The organism is Streptomyces sp. NPDC007901 (genome assembly GCF_042959465.1).
Taxonomy (GTDB): Bacteria; Actinomycetota; Actinomycetes; order Streptomycetales; family Streptomycetaceae; genus Streptomyces.
The window spans coordinates 510,227-535,295 of sequence record NZ_JBIBKW010000004.1 but is presented as its reverse complement, the minus strand read 5'-3'; the positions used below and the strand labels follow the sequence as shown (position 1 = coordinate 535,295).

Sequence of the window (25,069 nt, the reverse complement as noted above, 5' to 3'; positions counted from 1 at the left end):
CTGGTCAGGCCGTGGCCGGAACGTTCTCACAGTGCTGCCGCCAACTCGTCCAGGACGGCCCGCTCGTCCAGGGTGAGCAGCTCACGGCCGCGCATCAGCACCCGCCCGTCGACCACGGTGTCCCGCACGTCCGCCGAGTGCGCCGCGTACGCCAGCGTGGACCACGGGTCGTGCAGGGGCCGCAGATGCGGCGCGTCGAGATCGACCACGATCAGATCGGCCCGCTTGCCGACTTCGAGCGACCCCAGCTGGTCACCGAGTCCGAGCGCCCGCGCCCCCTCGATCGTCGCCATCCGCACGGCCTGCTCGGCGCCGACCGCCGTGGGGTCGCCGCCCGCCTTGTGCACCAGCGCCGCCTGCCGCACCGCACCCAGCACGTCGAGCGAGTTGGAGCTGACCGCCCCGTCGGTGCCGAGCCCCACGGTGACCCCGGCGCCCAGCAGCCGGGGCACCGGCGCGATCCCGCAGCCCAGCTTCAGGTTCGACACCGGGCAGTGGGCGACCGCCGTCCCGGTGCGGGCCAGGGCCGCGATCTCCCGCCCGGTCAGGTCGACGGCGTGGGCGAGCAGCACGTCGGGGCCGAGCAGCCCCAGCGAGTCCAGCAGCTCCACCGGCCGCCTGCCGTGCTTGACCTCCACGGTCGCCACCTCGGTGGCGTTCTCGGCCGCGTGGATGTGCACCAGCGCCCCGAACTCCCGGGCCAGCGCGAAGACCTCGGTCAGCTGGGCGGGGGAGAGGGTGTAGGCGGAGTGCGCGAACACCACCGGCCGGTGCCCGGGCCGGGCGTCCCCGCGCGCCTCCAGGTCCCGCCGCGCCCAGGTGAGCCGCTCCTCGTGGGCGAGGCCGTCGGGCGGCTCCGGTACGTCCATGAAGGTGGGCCCGGTGTGCAGCCGCCAGCCCGCCTCCCGGGCCGCCGCCTCGGCCGCCTCGTGGAACCAGTACATGTCCAGCGCCGAGGTGACCCCCGCCCGTACGCTCTCGGCGACCGCCAGCCGGACGGCCGCCGCCACGTTCTTCGGCGCCAGCAGCTCGGCCTCCCACGTCAGCACCCGCTCCAGGAAGCCCTGGAGGGTGACGTCGTCGGCCCGGCCGCGCAGCAGGGTCATGGCGAGGTGGGTGTGCGCGTTGACGAGTCCGGGCAGCACCAGACAGCCCTCGGCGTCGATCGTCTCGCGGGCCGGGTACCGCTCGGCGAGTTCCCCGGCCGCCCCCACGGCCACGATCCTCCCCTCGTGCACGGCGACCGCCCCGTCCCGTACGACGGTCGAACCCTCGTCCACGGTGAGGACGTCCCCGCCCCGCACCAACAGGTCGATGCTCACGCCGGGTTCTCCTCCGCCAGCAGCCGCAGCGCCTCCAGGGACACCAGCGCACCGCGCTCGACCCCGGCCGCGACGACATCGCGGTGCGGGTTGTAGCCGCCGGTCGCCGTCTCGTCGACCAGCTCGTCGGCGTTGGCCCCGTCGACGACCAGCACCCCGCCCGCGACCAGACCGCGCAGCGACGCCGTCACCAGCAGCGCGGACAACTCCATCTCGATCGCGGCAAGACCGGCCCCCTGGTACGAGAACAGCGGCAGCAGCCCCGGCTGGAAGGCCGCCCGCGTCCACACCACGCCTCGGTGGTGCGGGGCGCCCGCCGCGCGCGCCGCCCGCTGCAGCGCGAACACCGCCTCGGGGGCGGAGTACGCCGGATACTCCGGCGGCAGCAGCTGCTGCGTCACCCCGTCGTCCCGCACCGCCGCCTCCGCGATGACCAGGTCGCCGTCGCCGATCCCCGGCTTCATCGCCCCCGCCGTACCGAACCGCACAAAGGTCCGCACGCCCGCGTCGGCCAGCTCCTGGAACAGCAGGATCGCCCCCGGCGCGCCCACCCCGTGCGAGGCGACGGCCACCGGCAGCCCCTTCCAACTCCCGCTGAACACCCGGTACTCGCGGTGGTACGACACCTCCTCCGCGCCGTCGAGCAGCGCGGCCACCGCCGCCGCCCGCGCCGGGTCCCCGACCACGATCGCGTGCGCCGGCAGCCCCGTGCGCGGTATTCGGGTGATGGGCAGCTGGTCCTGCGTCATGCGACAGCTCCGGAAGAGGGGGTACGGCGACGGCGGCGGGCCGTCGAGAGGAAGAGGGCGCCGAGCGTGACGACGTACGGCGCGGCGTCGGTCGCCTGCTGCGGCAGCCCGAGGCCCTGGAGGCGGAAGCCGGCCGCCTCGGCGAGCCCGAACAGCAGCGCGGCGGCCAGCACACCGAGCGGCGCGGCCCGCCCGAGCAGCACGGCGACGGCGGCGATCCAGCCGCGCCCCGCCGTCATGTTCTCGGAGAACAAGGTGACGTTGCCCAGCGCGAGTTGGGCTCCCGCGAGCCCGCACAGCACACCCGAGGCCAGCACCGCGCCGTACTGGTACTTCACCGGGCTCACCCCGAGCGAGGCCGCCGCCCGGGGCGCCTCGCCGACCCCGCGCAGCCGCAGCCCCCACACATGGCGGGACAGCAGCACCGCGGCCACGGCCACCGCCGCGAACGCCAGATAGGCGAGCGGTGTGAGGCCCCCGATGAGCGGCAGCCCGGCGAGGGACGGATCGTCGAAGGTGCCCTGCACGCCGAAGACGGTACGCAGCAGGAAACTCGTCAGACCCACCGCCAGCAGGTTCATCGCGATGCCGAGGACCACCGCGTCGCCCTTCAGGGTCACCGCGCCCACGGCCAGGATCAGCGAGTAGGCGGCCGCGGCGAGGGCGGCGGCCAGCACGCCCAGCCAGGCACTGCCGGTGAACCAGCTGGTCGCCACCGAGGTGAAGCAGCCGAGCAGCATCATGCCCTCGAGGCCGATGTTGAACACACCGGCCCGCTCGCACAGGGCACCGCCCAGCGCGGCCAGCAGGATCGGGGTCAGCGCGCGCAGCGCCGACATCCAGAGATCGGAGTCGAGGAACATCAGGTGGCCTCCCGCTTCCGGAACAGGCGGCCGGGGAACCGGAGTCGGGCCGCCAGGAACACGATCACGATCGCCTGCAGCACCTGCGTCAGCTCACGCGGCACCTCGGTGGTCCGCTCCATCGCGAGGCCGCCGACCTGGAGGACGGCGAAGAAGAACGCGGCGATCACCGTGCCGAACGGGGCCGCGGCGGCGAGCAGCGCGGCCGTCAGCCCCGTCCAGGTGTAGCCGGGTGCGGTCAGCGACCCGTCCACGAAACGGTACGGGAAGCTCAACACCCCGATGGCGCCCACGAGTCCGGACAGCGCACCCGACACCGCCATCAACCTCAGCGTCAGACCACGGCGTTCGACGCCCGCGTACGCGGAGAAGCGGGGGTTGAGACCGGTCATCCGGATCTCGTAGCCGAAGGCCGTGCGCCGGTCCGTGAACCAGTACGTGGCGGCGGCCGCCAGCACCAGCAGCAGCCCGACGGTCACCGTCGAGTCGCCGAACGCGGGCAGCGCCACGCCGTCGTCGAGCGCCCGGGTCTGGGGCAGGCTGGAGCCGGGCTCCTTGAGCGGGTAGCGGGCCAGATAGGAGGCCAGCGACACCGCCGGATAGCTCAGCAGCAGGCTGCTGACCAGCAGCGGAACGCCGAGGTAGTTCTCGCAGAGGGCGGCCAGGGCCGCGTAGCCGGCGCCGGCCGCCATGCCCGCGAGCAGCGCCAGTACGACGGCGAGCGGGGCCGGCACCGGCACGTACAGGCCGGTCACGGCGGCCGTGATGCCGCCGAGCACCAGCTGCCCGTCGCCGCCCAGGTTGATCAGCCCGGCGCGCAGCGGGATCGCCAGCGCCAGTGCCATGCCGAGCACGCTGGTGCCGGTGGACAGCGTCGAGCCGATGCCGTCGGCGCCGAGCGCGCCGGTGAGGACGGCGCCGTACGCGGTGACCGGGTCGGCGCCGGTGCCGAGCAGGAAGAGGGCGCCGATGACCACTCCGGCCAGCACCGAGAAGGTGACGGGGGAGCGCACGGCCCCCGCTATCCGTTCGTACACAGGGGAGTTCATGTCAGTCCGCGGCCTCCGCCGGCTCCCGGCCGCCCGCCATGGCAAGCCCCAGGGAGCGCTCGTCGGCCTCGTGTTTCGGGTACGACGCCGTGATCCGGCCCTCGTACATGACCAGCACCCGGTCCGCGAGCCCGCGGATCTCGCTCAGTTCGGCCGAGATCAGCAGGATGGCGTGGCCGGCGTCGCGACTGGCGATCAGCTGGTCGTGGATGTTCTGGACGGCGCCGATGTCGACCCCGCGCGTCGGCTGCTCGACGAGCAGCAGCGGGGCCTCGTGGGCGAGTTCGCGGCCGATCAGCAGCTTCTGCAGATTGCCGCCGGAGAGCGCGGACGCGGGTACCTCCGGGCTCGCCGCCTTGATGCCGAACCGCTCGATCAGCCGGCCCGCGTGGGCGCGGACGGCGGGCGGCGGCAGCAGCCCCCGGGCGGACAGGCTCGTACGGTGGTGGCCCATCGCGAGGTTGTCGGCGACCGAGGCGGACGGTGCCGTACCGACCGCGTGCCGGTCCTCGGGGACGTAGGCGAGCCCCTTCGCCCGGCGTTCGGCGGCCGAGGCGTGGGTGATGTCCTCGCCCCCGAGAGTGACCGTGCCGCCGGTGGCGGGCCGCAGCCCGGCCAGCGCCTGGACCAGCTCGCTCTGCCCGTTGCCCGCGACGCCCGCGATGCCGACGATCTCCCCGGCCCGGACGGTGAGACCGACGTCCCGTACGCCGTCGGTGGCCAGGCCCCGCACGTCGAGGACGACCTCACCGGGCGTGCCCGGCTCATGGATCCGGTCCAGCTCCACCGCCCGGCCGGTCATCGCGGCGGCGATCTCGTCGGCGGAGGTCTCGGCGGTCACCAGCCGGGCGACCACCCGGCCGTCGCGCAGCACGGTCACCCGGTCGCTGCCCTCCAGCACCTCGCGCAGTTTGTGCGTGACAAGAATCACCGAACGGCCCTCGGCGGCCAGCGACTTCAGCACCGCGAACAGCGCGTCCGCCTCGGCCGGCGTGAGGACCGCCGTCGGCTCGTCGAGGATCAGCGTCCGGGCGCCCCGGTGCAGCAGCTTGAGGATCTCCACCCGCTGCCGCAGCCCGACGGGCAGGTCGCCGACCCGGGCGTCGGGATCGACGGCGAGCCCGTGCTCGGCGGCGAGTTCAGCCACCCGGCGGCGGGCGGCGGCCCGGTCCACCAGGCCGAAACGGCGCGGCTCGGCGGCGTAGACGACGTTCTCGGCGACCGTCAGCGAGTCGAACAGCTGGAAACTCTGGTGGACCATGCCCAGTCCGGCGGCCATGGCACCGGACGGCCCGGCGAAGTCCACCTCTCGCCCGTCGACCCGGACCGTCCCGGCATCCGGACGCTCCATGCCGTAAAGGACCGCCATCAGCGTGGACTTGCCCGCGCCGTTCTCGCCCATCAGCGCGTGGATCTCGCCCCGGTGGACGGTGAGGTCGACGGAGTCGTTGGCGAGCGTGCCGGGGAACCGCTTGGTGATTCCCCGGAGCTCGACGGCGACCGCGGGGTCAGCCTGCGGCGGGGTCATCGACCGTCAGCTTCCCGGCGACGATCTGGTCGCGCAGCGCCTCGACCTTGGTGAGGACGTCCTTGTGCTGGGCTATCACGCACTTCGACGAGTCGACCCCGGCCTCAAGACCGGTGAGGCTGATGCCGCCCTCCTTGAGGCCGTACGACACGGTGGTGCCGGCCTTGCCGCCGAGGACCGCGTCGATGCCCTTCTCGACGGCGACGTCCGTGCGCTTGATCACATTGTCGACGACCGTGCCGGGGGAGGAGGGGCACTGGTTGACGTCGACGCCGTACGCGAAGGCGCCCTTGGCCTTGGCCGCCTCGAAGACGCCGTAGTTGCCGGCCGCGGCCGCCGCCATGATCTGGTCGGTGCCCTTGGCGAGCAGCGAGTCGGCCTGCTCCTTGGCGCGCGCCGAGTCGTCGAACGGCGACTGGCCGCCGACGAAGCGGGTGGACGTCTGCGTCTTGGCGGCCACCTTCCTGGCACCGGCCGCGAACGGGTCGCTGTAGCGGCGGAACTGGGGCGTGTCGAGCACGTCGACCGCGCCGACCTTGCCGGACTTGCTGAGCAGCCCCGCCTCGGCGCCCGCCAGGTAAACACCCTCGTGCTCCCGGAAGACCGCGCAGCTGACGTTCTGATACGTCTTGGTCGTGCAGGCGTCGATCATCAGGAACTGCTGCTTCGGGTGGGCCTTGGCCTGCTGGGCGACCAGGTCGGCGAACTCGAAGCCGACGAGCACGATCACGTCCGGCGCAGCGGCCACGGCGGCCTGCACGTTCTGCTGTTGCGAGGCGGTGTCGGTGGACTCGTACACCTTCTGCGAGCCGCCGTGCGCCTTCGCCGCGTCCTTGATGCCGGTGACCGCGAGCTTGAGGAACTCGTTCTGGCCGACGGCGTCCGGAGTGACCAGCGTGAACGACTTCCCGGACGCGCCCGAGGCGCTGTCCGCGGTCTCGCTCTTGGCCGCCGCGTTGCAGGCGGTGGCGGCGGTGGCCAGGAGCGCGGCGGCGGCGGCGAGTTGCAGGGAGCGGCGGTGTCTGCGGCGCATGGGGACCCTCCGGGGACCTTCCGGGTACGGCGAGACGCGCTCCGCCGTTGGAGCGCGTGAGGTGAGGTGGTGAAGAGGACGCTGAGGGGGAGAGTCAGCGTCGACAGCCGTCGCCGGCGCAGCGACCGAAGTCGAGGAAACGGCGTTTGATGAGCAGCACGGTTCCTCCTCCGTCGTCTCGGCCTGCGGGATGCGGGTGTCGGCCTGTGGAATGCAGGTGCTGGACTGTAACACCCGTTTCCGGCCACCCGTCCTGCCGTCTCGAACTGTGGTTCTTCGAGGTCATGTACGGTGTCGGACACCATCGGAACATCAGGAGTGTCCCGTTATGTCTCAGGAACTGCGCGCCGTCGAGTGGACCGGAACCGGTCTCGCGCTCATCGACCAGACCCTGCTCCCGCAGCGCACGGAGACCCTCCATGTCCACGATGTGGACACCCTGGTCGATGCCGTCCAACGGCTCGTGGTGCGGGGTGCCCCCGCGATCGGCGCGGCCGGCGGCTACGGCGTCGCGCTCGCGCTGCTCCAGGGCGAGCGCGAGGGCTGGACCGAGGCGGAGGTCCGCGCGGCCGTCGCCCGCGTCCGCGAGGCGCGCCCCACCGCCGTCAACCTGATGGTCTGCGTGGACCGGGTGATGACCCGGTTCGCCGAGGGACTCGACGCGGTTCTCGCGGAGGCCGCGGCGATCCAGCGCGAGGACGTCGCGGCGAACCGCGCGATGGGTGTGCACGGTGCCGAGTGGCTGCTGAAGAAGGTCGGCGAGGACCGCCCCCTGCGCATCCTCACCCACTGCAACACCGGCGCGCTGGCGACGGCGGGTTGGGGCACGGCACTCGGCGTCATCCGCGAACTGCACTCCCGCGGCAGCGTGGAGGTCGTGTACGCCGACGAGACGCGTCCCCTCCTCCAGGGATCCCGGCTCACCGCCTGGGAGTTGGTGCAGGAGGGCATACCGCACTACGTCCAGGCCGACGGGGCCGCCGCCGGCACGATCCTGCGCGGCGAGATAGACGCGGCGATCGTCGGCGCCGACCGCATCGCGGCCAACGGCGACACCGCCAACAAGGTCGGCACCGTGGGCGTCGCCCTCGCCTGCGCCGACGCGGGCATCCCGTTCCTCGTCGCCGCACCCACCACCACGGTCGACCTCGCCACCGCCACCGGCGCCGACATCCACATCGAACTCCGCTCGGAGACCGAGGTACTGGAGTGGGCCGGCCACCGCACGGCCCCCACGGAGTCCCGCGGCCACAACCCCGCCTTCGACGTCACCCCCGGCCGACTCATCACGGGCCTGGTCACCGAGCGAGGCGTCCTGGAGATCTCGGCGGGCGAACTGCCGGGGGACAGGCTGCGGTAGGCGGCCGGGGGGCCCACGACGGCGAGGGGCCGGCGGAATGTCCGTCGGCCCCTGACTTGTGTCCTCGGCTACTTCGCGGTGAGTTCCAGCTCCAGCAGCCACTCCACCACTTCGGTGTGGTGGCGGGCCTGGCGGGGGGTCTCGCCCCAGACGTAGAGGCCGTGGCCGGCCACGACCACCGCCGGCATCCGCGGGTTGCGGGCGGCTTCCAGGCGGTCGCCGAGTTCCTTCATGTCCTGGCTGTTGGCGATGACCGGCAGGGTCACCTCGACGTCGTGGGCGGGCTGGCCGACGCCCTTGAGCATCTCCAGGTCCTTGAAGACGATGCCGCCCGGGTGGCGGTGGCCCATGGCGACGGAGGCCACCGTGTGGACGTGCACTACCGCGCCGGCCCCGGTCAGGGCCGCCACGCGCGCGTGCAGTTCGGCCTCCGCGGACGGCTTTCCGCCCTGTACGGCGGCCCCCGCCCCGTCGACCAGCACCACGTCCGCGGGCGTCAGTTCGCCCTTGTCGTGGCCGCTCGCAGTGACCGCGAGGCGCAGCGGGTCGCGGGACAGGACGACCGACAGGTTGCCGGACGTGCCCCGCATCCAGCCGAAGTCGGCGAACCGGGCGGACTCGGCGGCGAGCACCGCGCCCGCCGCCTCCAGGTCGCGGGCGGTGATGTCGGCGGTCACGTGGTGCTCCTCGAAACGGTGATCTCGTCGAACGTCCCCGCCTGCGCGTGGTCGCCGACGCCTTGCTCGTAGTACGGCTCTCCGGGGCGTCGAATCCCCACGGCGTGCCATCCGGCCGCCCGGGCCGCGTCCAGCTCGGCGGGCCGGTCGGAGAGGAAGAGGAGCCGGTCCGGGGCGATCCCGGCCGACTCGGCGATCCGGCGGTACGACTCCGCCTCCTGCTTGGGCCCCGCGTTCTCCGTGTCGTACAGCCCGGACAGCAGGGGCAGCAGATCGCCCTCCGGGGTGGCCGAGAACCACGCCCGCTGGGCCGCCACCGAGCCGGACGAGTAGACGTACAGGCGCGGTCCGGCCGCGTGCCAGGCGCGCAGCGCCGGGACGACGTCGGGGTAGAAGTGCGAGACCAGGTCGCCGCGGGCGAAGCCCTCCGCCCAGATGAGGCCCTGAAGGGTCTTCAGGGGCGTGGCCTTGCGGTCCTCGTCCAGCCAGGCGTTGAGGGTCTTCTCGACGGCCGTCGCGTCGGCCTCCGGATCGCCCGTCAGCTCCCGAACCTGGGCCACCGCCCGCACCACGTCCGGATCACCGCTCCGCTCCGTGAGCAGCGCTGCGAAACGCGAGCGCGAGTACGGGTACAGCACGTCCACCACGAACCCCGTGGCGCTCGTGGTGCCCTCGATGTCGAGCACCACGGCGTCCACGTCATAGTGGTATGTCACACCGCACCCTTGTCGGCCGCGTACCCCGCCGTGATCGTGTCGTAGTCCGGGAACCGGGCCGAGATCGGCGACCCCGTGAAGTTGCCGATCCAGCCGTCCTCCTCGTGGAAGAACCGGATCGCGGTGAACGACGGCTTCGTGCCCATGTCGAACCAGTGTGTGGTGCCGCGCGGCACGCCCAGCAGGTCGCCCTTCTCGCAGTAGACGGCGTGCACTTCGCCGTTGACGTGCAGATAGAAGATGCCGGAGCCGGAGACGAAGAACCGGACCTCGTCATCGTCGTCGTGCGTGTGCTCCTGGAGGAACTTCTCGCGCGCGGCCTTCGCCTTCACCGGGTACTCGGGGTCGTCGCTGGGGTGCAGACCCAGTACGTCGACCGTGGTGAAGCCCTCCTCGGCGTTGAGCTTGTCGATCTCGGGGCCGTACGCGGCGAACACGGTCTCGCTGTCCGCGTCGGACGGGACGTCCTCACGGATCGGCCACTGCTCGTAGCGCACGCCCAGCGGCTTGAGCGCCGCGGCGATCTCGGCGGGGGCCGAGGTACGGCGCACCACGGTGTCGGGGCCGGACTCGGCCCAGGTCGTCAGCAGCGTCATGGCGGCAACTCCAGGGAAGAGGAAGGGATGTCCGGATACCGAGACGGTAGCGGACGGAAGGGAAAGAGCAGGTGGACGGCTCGCGGGGCAGTGGTCAGGCGCGACACAGCGCGCGGGTACAGCGGTGCATGCGGGGCATGCGCTGCGCTGTTACGCGTGCGGTCGTCATCAGGGCCTCACTGGGGCGGGGCGGGTGCCGGTCCCGTGATGGTAACGCCACCTACCGGGACGACCAGGTGTGACGTAGTCGTTGTCCCACATGTCGAGAAAACGCTTCCACATCATTTGACGGGTGGCTGAAACCGTTCTCATGATCTGCGTATGAAGACGCTGCTGCTCGTGCGGCGGCTGTACGTGGACCTGCTCCGGTCGACCACGGCCAGCTGTCGCTGACCTCTCCCGGAGCCTCGACGCGCCCTGTCCCGGCGCGTGCCCGCCCTCTCCGTGTGGCCGGCGTCCGCCCTGCCCAGCTCCGGTTCAAGCACCCTCCTTCCCTCTCTGCACCACCCCCTTGCACCTGGAGCCCCGTCATGTCCCGTGTCCGTCTGCCCCTTGCCGCGCTCTCGCTGGCCTCCGTCTCCGCCCTCCTCCTCGCCGGCTGCTCGCAGTCCACGGACGCCTCGAAGAGCACCGGCACCACCGCGGCCTCGGCCTCCGCCGCCACCGGCAAGAAGCCGGCCCCCTTCAGCAAGGGCACGGTGAAGGTCGCCCTGGTCCGGCAGAGCGGTGCCGGCGACTACTTCGAGCAGTGGGGCAACGGCGCCAAGGCGCAGGCCAAGGCCCTCGGCATCGACCTGACCGTGTACGACGCCCAGGCCGACAACGCCAAGCAGGCCACCGACCTCTCCTCCGCCATCAACTCCGGCGCGCAGGCGATCATCGTCGACCACGGCTTCCCGGCCACCATCCAGCCGGAGATCGACCAGGCGGTGAAGAAGGGCATCAAGGTCGTCGTCTACGACGTCGACCAGACGAACAAGTCCGTCGTCAGCACCGAACAGGACGACGCCAGCATGGCCCAGGCCGTCCTCGACGTGATGGCCAAGACGGTCGGCAGGAACACCAAGGTCGGGTACGTCAACGTGGCCGGCTACGCCGCCCTCGACAAGCGCAACACGGTCTGGCAGAAGGCGCTCACGTCCAACGGGTGGACGCAGGAGTTCAAGGTCGGCAAGGTGACGGACTCCACCGCCACCGACAACGTTCCCCTGGTCTCCGCCGCGCTCACCCAGCACTCCGACGTGACCGGTGTCTTCGCGCCGTACGACGAGCTCGCCAAGGGCACCGTCCTCGCCGTGCAGAACAAGAAGCTCCAGGACAAGGTGAAGGTCTTCGGCGCGGACGTCTCCAACGCCGACATCCAGAACATGACCGCCACCGACAGCCCGTGGGTCGCCACCGCCGGCACCGACCCGTCCGCCGTCGGCGCCGCCGTGGTCCGCACCACCGCGCTGGAACTGGCCGGCCAACTGAACAAGACGTCCGTCGAGTTCCCGGCCGTCGCCATCACCCGCGACTTCCTGCTCAAGAACAAGATCGAGAACATGGACCAGCTGCGCACCGCCCTGCCCGCGCTGAACCTCTCCCAGGTCAGCACCGCGGACTGGATCCCCAATGTCGCCCACTGACACCACTCCCGCGGTCGCTCTGCGGGACGTGAGCATGGCTTTCGGCGGCAAGACGGTCCTGGCGTCCGTCTCGCTGGACATCGCCCCGGGCAGCGTGGTCGCGCTGCTCGGCGCGAACGGCGCCGGAAAGTCCACCCTGATCAAGATCCTGTCCGGCGTGCACACGGACCACGGGGGCGAGGTGCGGGTCGCGGGGGAGCCCGTGGCTCTCCAGTCGCCGCTGGCCGCACGCCGGCTGGGCATCCAGACGGTGCACCAGCGCATCGGCGAGGGCATCGTCCCCGGCCTCACGGTCGCGGAGAACCTGGTCTTCGAGGAGCTGGCCCAGCAGCGCGGCAACCCCTTCCTCAGCGGCGCCCGCACCCTGGCCCGCGCCCGTGAGATCCAGGCCGGCCTCGGCCTGGACTGGCCCGATCCGGTCCTCCGCCAGGACGTCACCGAACTCGGCATCTCCGACCGGCAGTTGCTGATCCTGGCCCGCGCCCTGGCCACCCGCCCCCGCCTGCTCGTCCTCGACGAGCCCACCTCCGCCCTGTCGGCCGCCGAGGCCGAGCGGCTCTTCGCCCTCGTCGGGAAGCTGCGCGACGACGGCATCGCCGTGCTCTACGTCTCCCACCGCCTCGGCGAGATCGACGCCCTCGCCGACCGGCTGGTCGTCCTGCGGGACGGCCGTCTCACCGACGACCAGGCAAAGCCCTTCGACTGGGACAGCGCCCTGCGCGCGATGCTGGCCCAGGCCCACGAGGCCAGGACGGCCCGCCCGGCCCGCGAGGGGGAGCAGGGCGAGGTCGTCCTCGCCCTGCGCGGCGTCCGGCTCCTCGACGGCCGCGCCCCGCTCGACCTCGACCTGCGCGGCGGCGAGGTCACCGGCGTCGTGGGCCTGCTGGGCGCGGGCAAGACCGAGCTGGCCCGCGGCCTCTTCGGCGCCGAACCCTTCCGCACCGGCACCGTCGAACTGGACGGCAGGGCCTACGCGCCCCGCCGCCCCGCCGACGCCATCCGGGCCGGCGTCCACCTGGTCCCCGAGGACCGGCACACCGACGCTCTCGTCCCCGGCTGGTCACTGGCCCAGAACATCTCCCTGCCGTTCCTCAGGTCCCTCTCCCGGGCCGGTCTGGTGAGCCGCCCACGCGAGGACGCCCTCGGCCGGGACACCGTCGAGGCCCTCGGGGTCGTGGCCCGCGACGAGCACAGCGCGATCGAGGAACTCTCCGGCGGCAACCAGCAGAAGGTCGTCGTCGGCCGCTGGCTCGCGAAGACCCCCCGCGTCCTCGTCCTGGACGAACCGTTCCGAGGCGTGGACATCGGCGCCCGCCGGGACATCGGCCGCCGGGCTCGCGCCCTGGCCGCCGAGGGCGCCGCCGTGCTCGTCCTGTCCGCCGACGTCGACGAGGTGCTGGAGGTCGCCGACCGGGTCGTCGTCCTCGCGGCCGGCGAGATCCACCTCGACGCGTACGGCGAGGACGCGGAGCGCGACCGCGTGATCCAGACCATCGCCGTGTCCGTCTAGTCCCTCCGACACCCGGCCGCCGAAGGAAGCAGCACCCATGACCACGATCACCCGGGGCACCGAGAGCCCGGCCCGGCCCGCGAACGCCGTGCGCGTCCAGGACGCCGTCATCAAGTACGGCTTCATCGTCGTGACGGTCGCGCTCTTCGCGTACTTCGCCCTGACCGAGGGCTCGTTCCGCGAGTCGGCGACCCTCCTCGACACCCTGCGCTATGTCTCCGTCGCCGCGATCCTCGGCCTCGGCGTCACCCTCACCATGGCCGTCGGCGGGATGGACATGTCCGTCGGCGCGGTCGCCGGACTCGGGGTCTCCGTCGCCGCCCAGACCATGGTGATCCAGAACCAGGTCGGCACGGTCGCCATCCTCGCCGTCCTCGCGGCGGGCGCCCTGGCCGGTCTGCTCAACGCGCTGCTCATCGTCGTACTGAGGATCCCGGACATGCTGGCCACCCTGGGCACCATGTTCGTCATCCAGGGCGGCAAACTCATCCTGGTCGACGGCCAGTCCATCACCCCGGGCATGACCGAGTCCGACGGCACGACCGCCCCCGGCAGGTTCACCGCCGGGTTCCTGCGCATCGACCGCGGCACGGTCCTCGGCATCCCCGTCTCCGTGCTGATCTTCGGCGGCCTCACGGTCGCCGCCTGGGTGTTCCTGGCCCGCACCCGCTGGGGCCGGGTCCTCTACGCCATCGGCGCCAACCCCGAGGCCGCCCGCCTGGCCGGCATCCGCGTCGGCGGCTACCGCGCCCTGGCCTACGTCCTGTCCGGCGTCCTCGCCTCCGTCGGCGGACTGATCCTGGCCTCCCGGATCGGCCAGGGCGACGTCTCGGCCGGCACCTCCCAGCTCCTGGAGGCGGTGGCGGTCGCCCTCGTCGGCACCTCCGTGCTCGGCAGGGGTCGCCCGAACGTGTGGGGAACCGCCCTCGGCGCCGTCCTGATCGGCATCATCACCACGGGCCTGACCATCAAGGGCCTGCCGTACTACACCCAGGACGTGGTCGAGGGCGCCGTCCTCATCCTCGCCCTGGTCTTCAGCTTCACCCTGTCCAAGCGCCGCACCGCATAAGGAAGTTCGAGACGATGGGCTACCGCATCCTGGAGACCGCCGACATCCCGGCCTACCTGCGCGAGCGCGGCCACTGGGACGACCCGGCCGACATCGAGGTCCGCGAGGTCTCCGACGGCAACGTCAACCGCGTCTTCCTCGCCTCGAACCGGGCCGGCACCCGCGGCCTCGCCCTGAAGCAGGCGCTGCCGTGGGTGCGGGTGGCCGGTCCGTCCTGGCCGCTGAGCCCCGACCGCTCCGACGCCGAGGCCCGCGCCTACGAGCAGCTCGCCAAGGTCGCGCCCGACACCGTCCCCGCGATCCACGGCTACGACCCCGAGAACCACGCCCTGGTCATGGAGGACCTCTCCGACCTGGAGGTGCTGCGCACGGTCCTCAACGAGGGCGCCGCGTACGGCCCGGTCACCTCCCCCCGGATCGGCGAACTGGTGGCCCAGCTCTCCTTCGCGACCAGCGACTTCGGCCTGCCCTCGGCCGAACGCAAGGCCCTGATCGCCGCCTCGGTCAACCCGGAACTCTGCGAGATCACCGAGGACGTCGTCCTCTCCGAGCCCTACGTCGAGCACGAGCACAACCACTGGCTGGCCGAACTCGACGACCTCGCAGCCGAGTTCCGTGCCGACGCCCGTCTGCGCACCGAGGTCGCCGACCTCCGCCACACCTTCATGACCAGCGCCCAGGCCCTTCTCCACGGCGACCTGCACACCGGCAGCATCATGGTCGGCGAGCGCGCGGGCGCCCCCGTCGTCCGGGTCTTCGACCCCGAGTTCTCCTTCGTCGGCCCCATCGGCTTCGACCTCGGCCTGTACTGGGCCAATGCCCTGGTCTCGGAGGAACGCGCCCGCGCCCTGGGCACGCTGTCCGACCACGCCGACCAACTCCGGCTGTCCTGGGAGGCGTTCGAGACCACGTTCCGCGGGCTGTGGCCGACCCGCGTGGACACCTTCTTCGACGACGCCTACCTGGACCGCTTCCTGCGCCGGGTCTGGACGGAGTCGCTGGGCTTCGCCGGCACCGAGATCGTCCGCCGCATCATCGGCTTCGCCCACCTCACCGACCTGACGACCCTGCCGGACCCGGCCCCGGCCTCCCGGCGCGCCCTGCTGCTCGGGCGCGAACTGATCGTGCGACGCGCCGAGTTGACGTCTCCCGACGCGGTCCGGGACCTCGTCGGCTAGCCGGGCCTGCCGCCCCGCTCCCGGACCGGCCCGCCGGCCGCCTCGCGCGGCCCGGGCGGTCCGGCGGGAAAGACCTCACGGGAGACGTCGGCGGTCTCGTTCGCGAGATACGACTGCAGCCGCAGATGCCGGAAGTCGAAGTACGCCCCGGACTGCCGCAGCACACCCCGCCGGTGGGCGTCCTCCAGGAACGCCATCAGCCGCCAGGGCAGCCGTCCCGTCACCGCGAGCCAGCCCCGGGCGACGGCCGGCCGGCCCCACGCACTCAGGGCCACCGCGGCCGTGCCGAGCGGCAGCCACAGCTGGGTACCGACGTCCACCGGCCCGCCCCAGTCGCCCGGTGGGGGTGGTGGGTGGGTGCGTGTGACGTTGAGCCGTCGTACCGCCTCCCCGTAGGCGGGCCGGGCCAGTTCGTCGAAGCCGTCGAGGAGATTCCCCGGGCAGGGGGCGAGGGCATACGCATGCAAGGACATACGCATGCGAAAGGGCGGCTCCCTAGGGGATGGGAGCCGCCCCTTGTGTCGCCCGCCCCCGGTACGGCGGGGGCGGGGACGTCAGCGGGTGCCGGGCCGGTCAGGGGTGACCCGGCACACCGCCTGTCTCGCGCTGCTTCTCGCTGCTGCTCGTCACTTCTTGTCGAGCAGGTCCTGGACCTTGGCCCTGACGTCGTCCGAGGCCAGGCCGCGGATCGTCAGGGTGGTACGGCGGCGCAGCACGTCGTCCGCGGTCTCGGCCCACTCGTGGTCGCGGGCCCAGACGACCTGCGCCCAGATCTCCGGGGCGTCCGCGTGGACGCGCTCGGCCAGCTCCGGGTGCTCGTTGGCGATCCGGGCGATGTCGAAGGCCAGCGAACCGTAGTGGGTGGCCAGGTGCTTGGCGGTGTCGGCGGCCATGCGCGGGCCGGGCGCCGGGTTGTCCACCAGCAGGCGGTGGGCGACCGCGCGGGGGTTGGCGACACCGGGCAGCGGCAGCTTCTTCGGCAGCGAGGCGATGGGCTCGAAGTCGTCGCCGAGCGGGTGGCCCGGCAGCGCCTCCAGCTTCTGCATCACGGTGCGGCCGATGTGCCGGAAGGTGGTCCACTTGCCGCCCGCGACGGACAGCATGCCGCCCCGGCCCTCGGTGACCACGGTCTCCCGCTTGGCCTTGGCGGTGCTGCCGGGGCCGCCCGGCAGCACGCGCAGGCCGGCGAAGGCGTAGGTGATCAGGTCGCGCCGGAGCTGCTGGTCCCGGACGGAGAACGCGGCCTCGTCCAGGATCTGGGCTATGTCCTTCTCGGTGACGGAGACGTCCGCCGGGTCGCCCTCGTACTCCTCGTCGGTGGTGCCGAGCAGGAGCATGTCCTCCCAGGGGAGGGCGAAGGTGATGCGGTACTTGTCGATGGGGGTGGCGAGCGCGGCCTTCCACGGCGCCGTCCGCTTCAGGACCAGGTGCGCGCCCTTGGACAGGCGGATGGAGGGGGCCGCGTTCGGGTCCTCCATCTTGCGCAGGTGGTCGACCCAGGGGCCGGTCGCGTTGAGCACCAGGCGGGCGTTGACGCCGAACTCCTCACCGGAGAGCGCGTCCTTCAGGTCGGCACCGGTCACCCGGCCCTTGGTGAAGCGCAGGCCGGTGACCTGGGCGTGGTTGAGGACGACCGCGCCCGCCTCGACGGCCGCGCGGACCGTCATCAGCGCCATGCGGGCGTCGTTCATCTGGTCGTCGCCGTACACGGCCACGGCCTTGAGGTTCTCGGTGCGCAGCTCGGGCACGTCCTGCGCGGCCTTCGCCGGGCTCAGCAGGTGCCCCACTCCGTCGCCGAACGCGGAGAGCGCGGAGTAGGCGAAGACGCCCGCCCCGAGCTTCGCGGCGCCGTGCGGACCGCCCTTGTACACGGGGAGGTAGAACGTGAGCGGGTTCGCCAGGTGGGGGGCCACCTGGCGGGAGACCGCACGGCGCTCGAAGTGGTTCTCCGCCACCAGCTTCACCGCGCCGGTCTGCAGGTAGCGCAGACCGCCGTGGAGGAGCTTGGAGGAGGCGGAGGAGGTGGCGCCGGCGAAGTCGCCGGCGTCGACCAGTGCCACCCGCAGACCGGACTGCGCGGCGTGCCAGGCGGTGGAGATGCCCAGGATGCCGCCGCCGATCACGAGAAGGTCGTACGACGCCTTGGAGAGCTGCTCCCTGGTCTCGGCCCGGCTCGGGTTGGAGCCGGAGGCCGGGTGCGTCCCCAGGGCAGGCACGGACTGCAGGGTGGACTGACTGGTCATGTCGGGTTCTTACTCCTCGTCAGAGCTCGATCGTGAGAGCTTGTGCGCTCTCGTCAGCTCTCGTCGTCCTCGATCCAGCCCATGGTCCGGTCGACGGCCTTGAGCCAGTTCTTGTACTCACGGTCGCGGGTCTCCGCGTCCATGCGGGGGGTCCATTCGGCGGCCCGGCGCCAGTTGGCGCGCAGTTCGTCGGTGCCGGACCAGAAGCCGACGGCGAGGCCGGCGGCGTAGGCGGCGCCGAGGCAGGTGGTCTCGGCGACCATCGGGCGCACCACGGGCGCGTCGAGGACGTCGGCGAGCTGCTGCATCAGCAGGTTGTTGGCGGTCATGCCGCCGTCGACCTTGAGGGCCACCAGCTCGTCGCCGGAGTCCTTCACCATGGCGTCCGCGATCTCGCGGGTCTGCCAGGCGGTGGCCTCCAGGACGGCGCGGGCCAGGTGCGCCTTGGTGACGTACCGGGTCAGGCCGGCGATGACACCGCGGGCGTCGGAGCGCCAGTGCGGGGCGAACAGGCCGGAGAAGGCCGGCACGAAGTAGGCGCCGCCGTTGTCCTCGACCGAGAGCGCGAGCGTCTCGATCTCGGCCGCGGTCGAGATCAGGCCCATCTGGTCGCGCATCCACTGCACCAGCGAACCGGTGACGGCGATCGAGCCCTCCAGCGCGAACACGGTCGGCTGGTCGCCGATCTTGTAGCCGACCGTGGTCAGCAGGCCCGCGTAGGAGTTGATGATCTTGTCACCGGTGTTCATCACCATGAAGGTGCCGGTGCCGTAGGTGGACTTGACCTCGCCCTCGGAGAAGCAGCACTGGCCGAACAGGGCCGCCTGCTGGTCGCCGAGCGCGGAGGCGACCGGGATGCCGCCGAGCAGGTCGCCGAGCTTGCCGCCGGTGACCTCGCCGTAGACCTCCGCGGAGGAGCGGATCTCGGGCAGGATCTGCAGCGGCACGCCGATGGACTCGGCGATCTTCTCGTCCCACTGCGTGGTGTGCAGGTTCATGAGAAGGGTGCGGGAGGCGTTGGTGACGTCGGTGACGTGCTTGCCGCCGTTGGCACCACCGGTCAGGTTCCAGATGACCCAGGTGTCCATGGTGCCGAAGAGGATGTCGCCCGCCTCGGCGCGCTCCTGGAGGCCGTCGACGTTGTCGAGCAGCCAGCGGGCCTTGGGGCCGGCGAAGTAGGAGGCGAGGGGGAGGCCGGTCTCGCGGCGGAAGCGGTCCTGGCCGACGTTGCGCCCGAGCTCCTTGCAGAGGGCGTCGGTGCGGGTGTCCTGCCAGACGATGGCGTTGTGGACGGGCTCACCGGTGTTCTTGTCCCACAGCACGGTGGTCTCGCGCTGGTTGGTGATGCCGATGGCCTTGATGTCGTCGCGGGTGATGCCGGCCTTCTGGATGGCCCCGGCGACGACTTCCTGGACGTTGGTCCAGATCTCGTTGGCGTTGTGCTCGACCCAGCCCGGCTTCGGGAAGATCTGCTCGTGCTCCTTCTGGTCGACCGAGACGATGCGGCCGTCCTTGTCGAAGACGATGCAGCGGCTGGAGGTGGTGCCCTGGTCGATCGCGGCGATGAAGGGGCCTGCGGTGTGGGCGTCGGTCACTGTGTGCTCCTCAGAGGTCCGTGGTGTGGAGGCGGTACGTACGGCGCGTGTCTGCTTGTGAGCCGGATCTGCTTCTTAGCTTGATCTGGTTCTCAGGCGAATGCGACGTTGTAGATCCCCGCGGCGATGGCCGCGCCGATCAGTGGACCGACCACCGGGATCCAGGCGTAGCTCCAGTCGGAACCGCCCTTGTTGGGCAGCGGGAGGAGCGCGTGCACGATACGCGGACCGAGGTCACGGGCGGGGTTGATCGCGTAGCCGGTCGGGCCGCCGAGCGACAGACCGATCGAGACGACCACGAAGGCGGTGATCAGGCCGCCGATGACGCCGAGGCCGTTGCCCTTGTCGTTGAGGCCCTGGGTGAGGACAGCGAGGATCAGCACGACGGTGCCGATGATCTCCGTGGCCAGGTTCTGCACCGCGTTCCGGATCTCCGGACCGGTGGAGAAGATGCCGAGCACCGGACCGGCGCCCGTCTCCTGGGCCTCGACGGCCTTGATCTTGGTGGCCTGGGCACCCGGACCGCCGACGATCTCCTTGTCGGTGAGGTGCGCGTGGAACTGGCCGTAGTAGGCGACCCACACCAGGGCCGCGCCGATCATGGCACCGAGCAGCTGTCCGGCGAAGTAGACCGGGACGTTGCTCCAGTCGCTGTTCTTGATGGCGAGAGCGACGGTGACGGCCGGGTTGAGATGGGCACCGGACAGCGGTCCGGAGATGTAGACCGCCGTCATGACGGCGAAGCCCCAACCGAAGGCGATGGCGAGCCAGCCGGCGTTACGGGCCTTGGAGGCCTTGAGCGTGACGGCGGCGCACACACCGCCGCCGAGCAGGATGAGTATGGCGGTACCGATGGTCTCGCCGATGAAGATGTCGGAGCTGGACACCCGCGACTCCTTTGTCCTTCGTCCAGGGGACCGAACCCCGGGTCCCTCCGGGAGTTCGAGCTGCCCTCGGGGGTGAGAGCGATGTTGCCGGCCCTTGGCGTTGTCACACTCTAGCGCGTATTGCCGGTAGGTGTTCGACAATGCCGACCGATGGACGGGAGTCTTGCTCCGGCGTTACGCGCACGTCAAGGGTTCTGTTATCGAAAGCGCGATCGTTATTGATGGCCGTGAGATGTCGATCTTTGTCGGGTCCTGCGCCGGGTGTGCCGCGATAGTCCCGCTGAACTGGGGATTCATCCTGTTTTGTCCGTTTCAGGGTACGGCTGAGGCCGGTTCGCCGACACGCGAACCGGCCTCAGCCGTCGATCAGTGGCGCCCGGTCAGAACCGTCCGGCGCCCAGGTCCCGCGACACCGCGCGGGCGCAGTCGCGCACCGCGGCGATCAGCTCGGGCCGCAACTCCCCGTCCTTGCAGAGCCGTTCCACCGCGCCCGTGATGCCCACCGCGCCCACCGGCATGCGCCGCCGGTCGTGGATCGGCGCGGCGACGGAGGCCACGCCCTCCCAGGTCTCCTCCACGTCGGCGGCGTAGCCGCGCGCCCGTGTGATGTCGAGGATGTGCTCGAAGGCGTCCAGCTCGCAGGTGGTCCGGTCCGTGAAGGGCTTGCGGTCGGCCTCCAGGGCCTCGCTGTGCGCCACCGGGTCGTAGGCCGACAGCACCTTGCCCAGGGCCGTGGAGTGCAGCGGCTGCATCGCGCCGATCTCCAGCACCTGCCGGCTGTCGTCGGGCCGGAAGACGTGGTGCACGATCAGTACGCCCTGTTGATGGAGAACGCCCAGGTAGACGCTCTCCCCGCTGGACCGGGCCAGGTCGTCCGTCCACACCAGCGCCCGCGCCCGCAGCTCGTGCACATCCAGATAGGTGGTGCCCAGCCGCAGCAGCTCGGCGCCCAGCTGGTAGCGCCCGGAGGTGTCGTCCTGTTCGACGAACCCCTCCTGCTGGAGAGTGCGCAGGATGCCGTGGGCGGTGCCCTTGGCGAGGCCCAGTGACGAGGCGATGTCGGACAGGCCGAGTCGTCGCTCGCCGCCCGCGAGCAGCCGCAGCATCGCGGCCGCCCGTTCGAGCGACTGGATGTTCCGTGCCATCGCCGTCCTGTCCTCCGTCCCAACGACCCTCACCGCAACGACGGCGTAACCATCGTTCGGCAATGTCGAACACTACCGGTCCATGTCGACGGACCGCTAATGGTCTGTCGACACCTGTTACATCACACGTGGGAATCCGGTCACCTCGCCGGGCACACACGTGACCTCTCTGTGACGAGTCCGTGCCTGGTCGGCCGGGCAGGTGAGGGTCCTGTGACGGCCCCGTGCCTCACTCGTCCGCCACATGGACGCCCTGCCCATCCAAGCCCACACCCGGTTAGGCTGACGCAGTGCGTCCCTGCCCGGGCCCGCCCCGGGGGGACGCATAGCCGACAGCCGTCGCATCCAAGGGAGCCCTTCATGGCCTCGTCGCCGCCGTCCCCTTCCGCCGACAGCCGGACCCGTGTGTCCGCGCTCCGTGAGGCGCTCGCCACCCGTGTGGTGGTCGCCGACGGAGCCATGGGCACCATGCTCCAGGCGCAGGACCCCACGCTGGACGACTTCCAGCAGCTCGAGGGCTGCAACGAGATCCTCAACATCACCCGCCCCGACATCGTCCGCTCGGTCCACGAGGCGTACTTCGACGCGGGCGTGGACTGTGTCGAGACCAACACCTTCGGCGCCAACCACGCGGCGATGGCCGAGTACGACATCCCCGAGCGCGTCTTCGAGCTGTCGGAGGCGGGCGCCCGCATCGCCCGGGAGACCGCCGACGGCTACCTCGCCCGCGACGGCCGCCAGCGCTGGGTCCTCGGCTCCATCGGCCCCGGCACCAAGCTGCCCACCCTCGGCCACATCGGCTACACCACGATCCGGGACGCCTTCCAGCAGAACGCCGAGGGCCTGATCAGCGGCGGCGCGGACGCGCTGATCGTGGAGACCACCCAGGACCTGCTGCAGACCAAGGCGGCCGTGATCGGCGCCCAGCGCGCCCGTGAGCTCTCCGGCCTGGACGTCCCGATCATCGTCTCCGTCACCGTGGAGACCACCGGCACCATGCTGCTGGGCTCCGAGATCGGCGCCGCGCTCACCGCGCTGGAGCCGCTCGGCATCGACATGATCGGCATGAACTGCGCCACCGGCCCCGCCGAGATGAGCGAGCACCTGCGCTACCTCTCCCGGCACTCCCGGATCGCTCTGTCGTGCATGCCGAACGCGGGCCTGCCGGTCCTCGGCAAGAACGGCGCCACCTACCCGCTGACCGCGCCGGAGCTGGCCGACGCCCACGAGACCTTCGTCCGGGACTACGGTCTCTCCCTGATCGGCGGCTGCTGCGGCACCACCCCCGAGCACCTGCGCCAGGTCGTGGAGCGGGTCCGGGGCGTCACCCCGCCCGAGCGCAGCCCGCGCCCCGAGCCCGGCGCCGCCTCCCTGTACCAGACGGTGCCGTTCCGCCAGGACACCTCGTATCTGGCCATCGGAGAGCGCACCAACGCCAACGGTTCCAAGAAGTTCCGCGAGGCCATGCTGGCGGCCCGCTGGGACGACTGTGTGGAGATGGCCCGCGAGCAGATCCGCGAGGGCGCCCACATGCTGGACCTCTGCGTGGACTACGTCGGCCGTGACGGCGTCGCCGACATGGAGGAGCTGGCCGGCCGCTTCGCCACCGCCTCCACCCTGCCGATCGTCCTCGACTCCACCGAGGTCCCCGTCATCCGGGCCGGCCTGGAGAAGCTCGGCGGCCGCGCGGTCATCAACTCCGTCAACTACGAGGACGGCGACGGTCCGGAGTCCCGCTTCGCCAAGGTCACCGAGCTCGCGCGGGAACACGGCGCCGCGCTGATCGCGCTGACCATCGACGAGGAGGGCCAGGCTCGCACCCCGGAGAAGAAGGTCCAGATCGCCGAACGGCTGATCGACGACCTGACCGGGAACTGGGGCATCCACGAGTCGGACATCCTCATCGACACCCTGACCTTCACCATCTGTACCGGTCAAGAGGAGTCCCGCAAGGACGGCATCGCCACCATCGAGGCGATCCGCGAGCTCAAGCGCCGCCATCCGGACGTCCAGACCACCCTCGGTCTGTCCAACATCTCCTTCGGCCTCAACCCGGCCGCCCGCATCCTGCTGAACTCCGTCTTCCTCGACGAGTGCGTCAAGGCGGGCCTGGACTCGGCGATCGTGCACGCGTCGAAGATCCTGCCGATCGCCCGCTTCAGCGAGGAGGAGGTGCAGACCGCCCTCGACCTCATCCACGACCGCCGTGCCGAGGGTTACGACCCCCTCCAGAAGCTGATGCAGCTCTTCGAGGGCGCCACCGCCAAGTCCCTCAAGGCCGGCAAGGCCGAGGAACTGGCCGCCCTCCCGCTGGAGGAGCGCCTCAAGCGCCGCATCATCGACGGCGAGCGCAACGGCCTGGAGGCCGACCTCGATCTCGCGTTGACCGAGCGCCCCGCCCTGGACATCGTCAACGAGACGCTGCTCGACGGCATGAAGGTCGTCGGCGAGCTGTTCGGCTCGGGCCAGATGCAGCTGCCGTTCGTCCTGCAGTCCGCCGAGGTCATGAAGGCCGCCGTAGCCCACCTCGAACCGCACATGGAGAAGTCGGACGCCGAGGGCAAGGGCACGATCGTGCTGGCGACCGTCCGCGGCGACGTGCACGACATCGGCAAGAACCTCGTCGACATCATCCTGTCCAACAACGGCTACAACGTCGTCAACCTGGGCATCAAGCAGCCCGTCTCCGCGATCCTGGAGGCCGCCGACGAGCACCGGGCCGACGTCATCGGCATGTCCGGCCTGCTGGTCAAGTCCACGGTGATCATGAAGGAGAACCTGGAGGAGCTCAACCAGCGCGGTCTGGCGGCCTCCTACCCGGTCATCCTCGGCGGCGCCGCCCTCACCCGCGCCTACGTCGAACAGGACCTGCACGAGCTCTACGAGGGCGAGGTCCGCTACGCCCGGGACGCCTTCGAGGGCCTGCGCCTGATGGACGCCCTCATCGGCGTCAAGCGCGGGCTGCCCGGCGCGGTCCTGCCGGAGCTGAAGCAGCGCCGGGTGCGGCCGGCCGCGACCGTCGAGGCCGAGGAGCGGCCCGAGGAGGGCCATGTCCGCTCCGACGTCGCCGTCGACAACCCGGTGCCCACCCCGCCGTTCTGGGACACCCGCGTCATCAAGGGCATCCAGCTCAAGGAGTACGCGAGCTGGCTCGACGAGGGCGCCCTCTTCAAGGGCCAGTGGGGCCTCAAGCAGGCCCGCACCGGCGAGGGACCCACGTACGAGGAACTCGTCGAGACCGACGGCCGCCCCCGGCTGCGCGGGCTCCTCGACAAGCTCCAGACGGAGAACCTGCTGGAAGCGGCCGTGGTCTACGGCTACTTCCCCTGCGTCTCCAAGGACGACGACCTGATCATCCTGGACGACCGCGGCAACGAACGCACCCGGTTCACCTTCCCGCGCCAGCGCCGCGGCCGCCGGCTCTGCCTCGCCGACTTCTTCCGCCCGGAGGAGTCGGGGGAGACGGACGTGGTCGGCCTCCAGGTCGTCACCGTCGGCTCCCGCATCGGCGAGCAGACCGCCAAGCTCTTCGAGGCCAACTCCTACCGGGACTACCTCGAACTGCACGGCCTGTCCGTCCAGCTGGCCGAGGCCCTCGCCGAGTACTGGCACGCGCGGGTGCGTGCGGAACTCGGCTTCGCCGGGGAGGACCCCGGTGACATCGAGGACATGTTCGCCCTGAAGTACCGGGGCGCCCGCTTCTCCCTCGGCTACGGCGCCTGCCCCAACCTGGAGGACCGCGCCAAGATCGCCGGCCTGCTCCAGCCCGAGCGGATCGGCGTGCACCTCTCCGAGGAGTTCCAGCTGCACCCCGAGCAGTCCACGGACGCCATCGTCATCCACCACCCGGAGGCGAAGTACTTCAACGCGCGCTGAGCGGCGCGCCGCGCCGAGACGTGTCCCACAGAGCGCACTGATCGG

Annotated in this window: 20 protein-coding genes; 6 read left to right on the top strand and 14 right to left on the bottom strand. The window is 71.3% G+C overall.

Going from position 1 to position 25,069, the window contains the following annotated elements:
• Positions 1-26 precede the first annotated feature (26 nt).
• Genes ACFZDK_RS17060 through ACFZDK_RS17035 form a run of 6 tightly spaced genes read right to left on the bottom strand, consistent with a single transcriptional unit; the run spans position 27 to position 6,544 of the window.
• A complete protein-coding gene (locus ACFZDK_RS17060; protein ID WP_390973214.1) occupies positions 27-1,322 on the bottom strand; it encodes an amidohydrolase family protein in 1,296 nt (431 codons plus the stop codon).
• Entirely contained in the window at positions 1,319-2,071 is a 753-nt protein-coding gene (locus ACFZDK_RS17055) for a nucleoside phosphorylase (RefSeq protein WP_390973212.1), read from the bottom strand. The genes ACFZDK_RS17060 and ACFZDK_RS17055 overlap by 4 nt, the downstream gene beginning before the upstream one ends.
• A complete protein-coding gene (locus ACFZDK_RS17050; RefSeq protein WP_390973210.1) occupies positions 2,068-2,934 on the bottom strand; it encodes an ABC transporter permease in 867 nt (288 codons plus the stop codon). Before ACFZDK_RS17050 ends, ACFZDK_RS17055 begins: the two co-directional genes overlap by 4 nt.
• Positions 2,934-3,983, bottom strand: a complete 1,050-nt coding sequence (locus tag ACFZDK_RS17045; protein ID WP_390973209.1) for an ABC transporter permease — start codon at positions 3,981-3,983, stop codon at positions 2,934-2,936. Before ACFZDK_RS17045 ends, ACFZDK_RS17050 begins: the two co-directional genes overlap by 1 nt.
• A gap of 1 nt (position 3,984) precedes the next feature.
• On the bottom strand, positions 3,985-5,511 hold the full coding sequence (locus ACFZDK_RS17040) for an ATP-binding cassette domain-containing protein (RefSeq protein ID WP_390973207.1): 1,527 nt from the start codon (positions 5,509-5,511) through the stop codon (positions 3,985-3,987).
• Positions 5,492-6,544, bottom strand: coding sequence for a BMP family ABC transporter substrate-binding protein (locus ACFZDK_RS17035; protein ID WP_390973205.1), 1,053 nt, complete (start codon positions 6,542-6,544; stop codon positions 5,492-5,494). Before ACFZDK_RS17035 ends, ACFZDK_RS17040 begins: the two co-directional genes overlap by 20 nt.
• 328 nt (positions 6,545-6,872) lie before the next feature.
• On the opposite strand from ACFZDK_RS17035, the gene mtnA reads away from it, so the two are divergent.
• Entirely contained in the window at positions 6,873-7,904 is a 1,032-nt protein-coding gene (gene mtnA, locus ACFZDK_RS17030; protein WP_390973204.1) for an S-methyl-5-thioribose-1-phosphate isomerase, read from the top strand.
• Between the two features lie 68 nt (positions 7,905-7,972).
• Here mtnA and mtnB read toward each other — a convergent pair whose 3' ends face one another.
• Genes mtnB through ACFZDK_RS17015 form a run of 3 tightly spaced genes read right to left on the bottom strand, consistent with a single transcriptional unit; the run spans position 7,973 to position 9,893 of the window.
• Positions 7,973-8,581, bottom strand: coding sequence for a methylthioribulose 1-phosphate dehydratase (mtnB, locus tag ACFZDK_RS17025; RefSeq protein WP_390973202.1), 609 nt, complete (start codon positions 8,579-8,581; stop codon positions 7,973-7,975).
• Positions 8,578-9,297 (bottom strand): acireductone synthase, encoded by a 720-nt coding sequence (gene mtnC, locus ACFZDK_RS17020; protein ID WP_390973200.1) that lies wholly within the window; start codon positions 9,295-9,297, stop codon positions 8,578-8,580. The genes mtnB and mtnC overlap by 4 nt, the downstream gene beginning before the upstream one ends.
• Positions 9,294-9,893, bottom strand: a complete 600-nt coding sequence (locus ACFZDK_RS17015) for an acireductone dioxygenase (RefSeq protein WP_390973198.1) — start codon at positions 9,891-9,893, stop codon at positions 9,294-9,296. The genes mtnC and ACFZDK_RS17015 overlap by 4 nt, the downstream gene beginning before the upstream one ends.
• Before the next feature lie 530 nt (positions 9,894-10,423).
• Here ACFZDK_RS17015 and ACFZDK_RS17010 point away from each other — a divergent pair.
• From ACFZDK_RS17010 to mtnK, 4 genes are read left to right on the top strand one after another with little or no spacing between them, the layout of a single operon-like run.
• Positions 10,424-11,521: a substrate-binding domain-containing protein gene (locus tag ACFZDK_RS17010; protein WP_390973197.1), complete on the top strand. Its 1,098-nt coding sequence runs from the start codon at positions 10,424-10,426 to the stop codon at positions 11,519-11,521.
• Entirely contained in the window at positions 11,508-13,031 is a 1,524-nt protein-coding gene (locus ACFZDK_RS17005; protein WP_390973195.1) for an ATP-binding cassette domain-containing protein, read from the top strand. Before ACFZDK_RS17010 ends, ACFZDK_RS17005 begins: the two co-directional genes overlap by 14 nt.
• 37 nt (positions 13,032-13,068) lie before the next feature.
• Positions 13,069-14,100: an ABC transporter permease gene (locus tag ACFZDK_RS17000; protein WP_390973193.1), complete on the top strand. Its 1,032-nt coding sequence runs from the start codon at positions 13,069-13,071 to the stop codon at positions 14,098-14,100.
• A gap of 14 nt (positions 14,101-14,114) precedes the next feature.
• On the top strand, positions 14,115-15,278 hold the full coding sequence (gene mtnK, locus ACFZDK_RS16995) for an S-methyl-5-thioribose kinase (RefSeq protein ID WP_390973191.1): 1,164 nt from the start codon (positions 14,115-14,117) through the stop codon (positions 15,276-15,278).
• On the opposite strand, the gene ACFZDK_RS16990 is transcribed toward mtnK, so the two are convergent.
• From ACFZDK_RS16990 to ACFZDK_RS16970, 5 genes are all read right to left on the bottom strand, one after another.
• A complete protein-coding gene (locus ACFZDK_RS16990) occupies positions 15,275-15,757 on the bottom strand; it encodes a hypothetical protein (RefSeq protein ID WP_390973189.1) in 483 nt (160 codons plus the stop codon). The two genes, mtnK and ACFZDK_RS16990, sit on opposite strands and share 4 nt — an antisense overlap.
• Positions 15,758-15,904: 147 nt before the next feature.
• On the bottom strand, positions 15,905-17,521 hold the full coding sequence (locus tag ACFZDK_RS16985) for an FAD-dependent oxidoreductase (protein ID WP_390973187.1): 1,617 nt from the start codon (positions 17,519-17,521) through the stop codon (positions 15,905-15,907).
• Between the two features lie 53 nt (positions 17,522-17,574).
• Positions 17,575-19,116 (bottom strand): glycerol kinase GlpK, encoded by a 1,542-nt coding sequence (gene glpK, locus ACFZDK_RS16980; protein WP_365685506.1) that lies wholly within the window; start codon positions 19,114-19,116, stop codon positions 17,575-17,577.
• 92 nt (positions 19,117-19,208) lie between these two features.
• On the bottom strand, positions 19,209-20,003 hold the full coding sequence (locus ACFZDK_RS16975) for an MIP family channel protein (protein WP_390973185.1): 795 nt from the start codon (positions 20,001-20,003) through the stop codon (positions 19,209-19,211).
• Positions 20,004-20,383: 380 nt separating this feature from the next.
• Entirely contained in the window at positions 20,384-21,148 is a 765-nt protein-coding gene (locus tag ACFZDK_RS16970; RefSeq protein WP_355716718.1) for an IclR family transcriptional regulator, read from the bottom strand.
• Between the two features lie 360 nt (positions 21,149-21,508).
• Between ACFZDK_RS16970 and metH the strand changes: the two genes are divergently transcribed.
• On the top strand, positions 21,509-25,024 hold the full coding sequence (gene metH, locus ACFZDK_RS16965; RefSeq protein ID WP_390973183.1) for a methionine synthase: 3,516 nt from the start codon (positions 21,509-21,511) through the stop codon (positions 25,022-25,024).
• Positions 25,025-25,069: the final 45 nt, after the last annotated feature.

Excerpts from the sequence above, each read along its gene's own strand:
- ACFZDK_RS17005 (WP_390973195.1), top strand. The coding sequence starts at position 11,508 with ATGTCGCCCACTGACACCACTCCCGCGGTCGCTCTGCGGGACGTGAGC.
- ACFZDK_RS17035 (WP_390973205.1), bottom strand. The coding sequence starts at position 6,544 with ATGCGCCGCAGACACCGCCGCTCCCTGCAACTCGCCGCCGCCGCCGCG.
- ACFZDK_RS17010 (WP_390973197.1), top strand. The coding sequence starts at position 10,424 with ATGTCCCGTGTCCGTCTGCCCCTTGCCGCGCTCTCGCTGGCCTCCGTC.
- ACFZDK_RS17040 (WP_390973207.1), bottom strand. The coding sequence starts at position 5,511 with ATGACCCCGCCGCAGGCTGACCCCGCGGTCGCCGTCGAGCTCCGGGGA.
- ACFZDK_RS16990 (WP_390973189.1), bottom strand. The coding sequence starts at position 15,757 with ATGCGTATGTCCTTGCATGCGTATGCCCTCGCCCCCTGCCCGGGGAAT.
- ACFZDK_RS16985 (WP_390973187.1), bottom strand. The coding sequence starts at position 17,521 with ATGACCAGTCAGTCCACCCTGCAGTCCGTGCCTGCCCTGGGGACGCAC.
- metH (WP_390973183.1), top strand. The coding sequence starts at position 21,509 with ATGGCCTCGTCGCCGCCGTCCCCTTCCGCCGACAGCCGGACCCGTGTG.
- ACFZDK_RS17045 (WP_390973209.1), bottom strand. The coding sequence starts at position 3,983 with ATGAACTCCCCTGTGTACGAACGGATAGCGGGGGCCGTGCGCTCCCCC.
- mtnA (WP_390973204.1), top strand. The coding sequence starts at position 6,873 with ATGTCTCAGGAACTGCGCGCCGTCGAGTGGACCGGAACCGGTCTCGCG.
- ACFZDK_RS17055 (WP_390973212.1), bottom strand. The coding sequence starts at position 2,071 with ATGACGCAGGACCAGCTGCCCATCACCCGAATACCGCGCACGGGGCTG.
- ACFZDK_RS17050 (WP_390973210.1), bottom strand. The coding sequence starts at position 2,934 with ATGTTCCTCGACTCCGATCTCTGGATGTCGGCGCTGCGCGCGCTGACC.
- ACFZDK_RS17015 (WP_390973198.1), bottom strand. The coding sequence starts at position 9,893 with ATGACGCTGCTGACGACCTGGGCCGAGTCCGGCCCCGACACCGTGGTG.
- ACFZDK_RS17000 (WP_390973193.1), top strand. The coding sequence starts at position 13,069 with ATGACCACGATCACCCGGGGCACCGAGAGCCCGGCCCGGCCCGCGAAC.
- ACFZDK_RS16970 (WP_355716718.1), bottom strand. The coding sequence starts at position 21,148 with ATGGCACGGAACATCCAGTCGCTCGAACGGGCGGCCGCGATGCTGCGG.
- mtnK (WP_390973191.1), top strand. The coding sequence starts at position 14,115 with ATGGGCTACCGCATCCTGGAGACCGCCGACATCCCGGCCTACCTGCGC.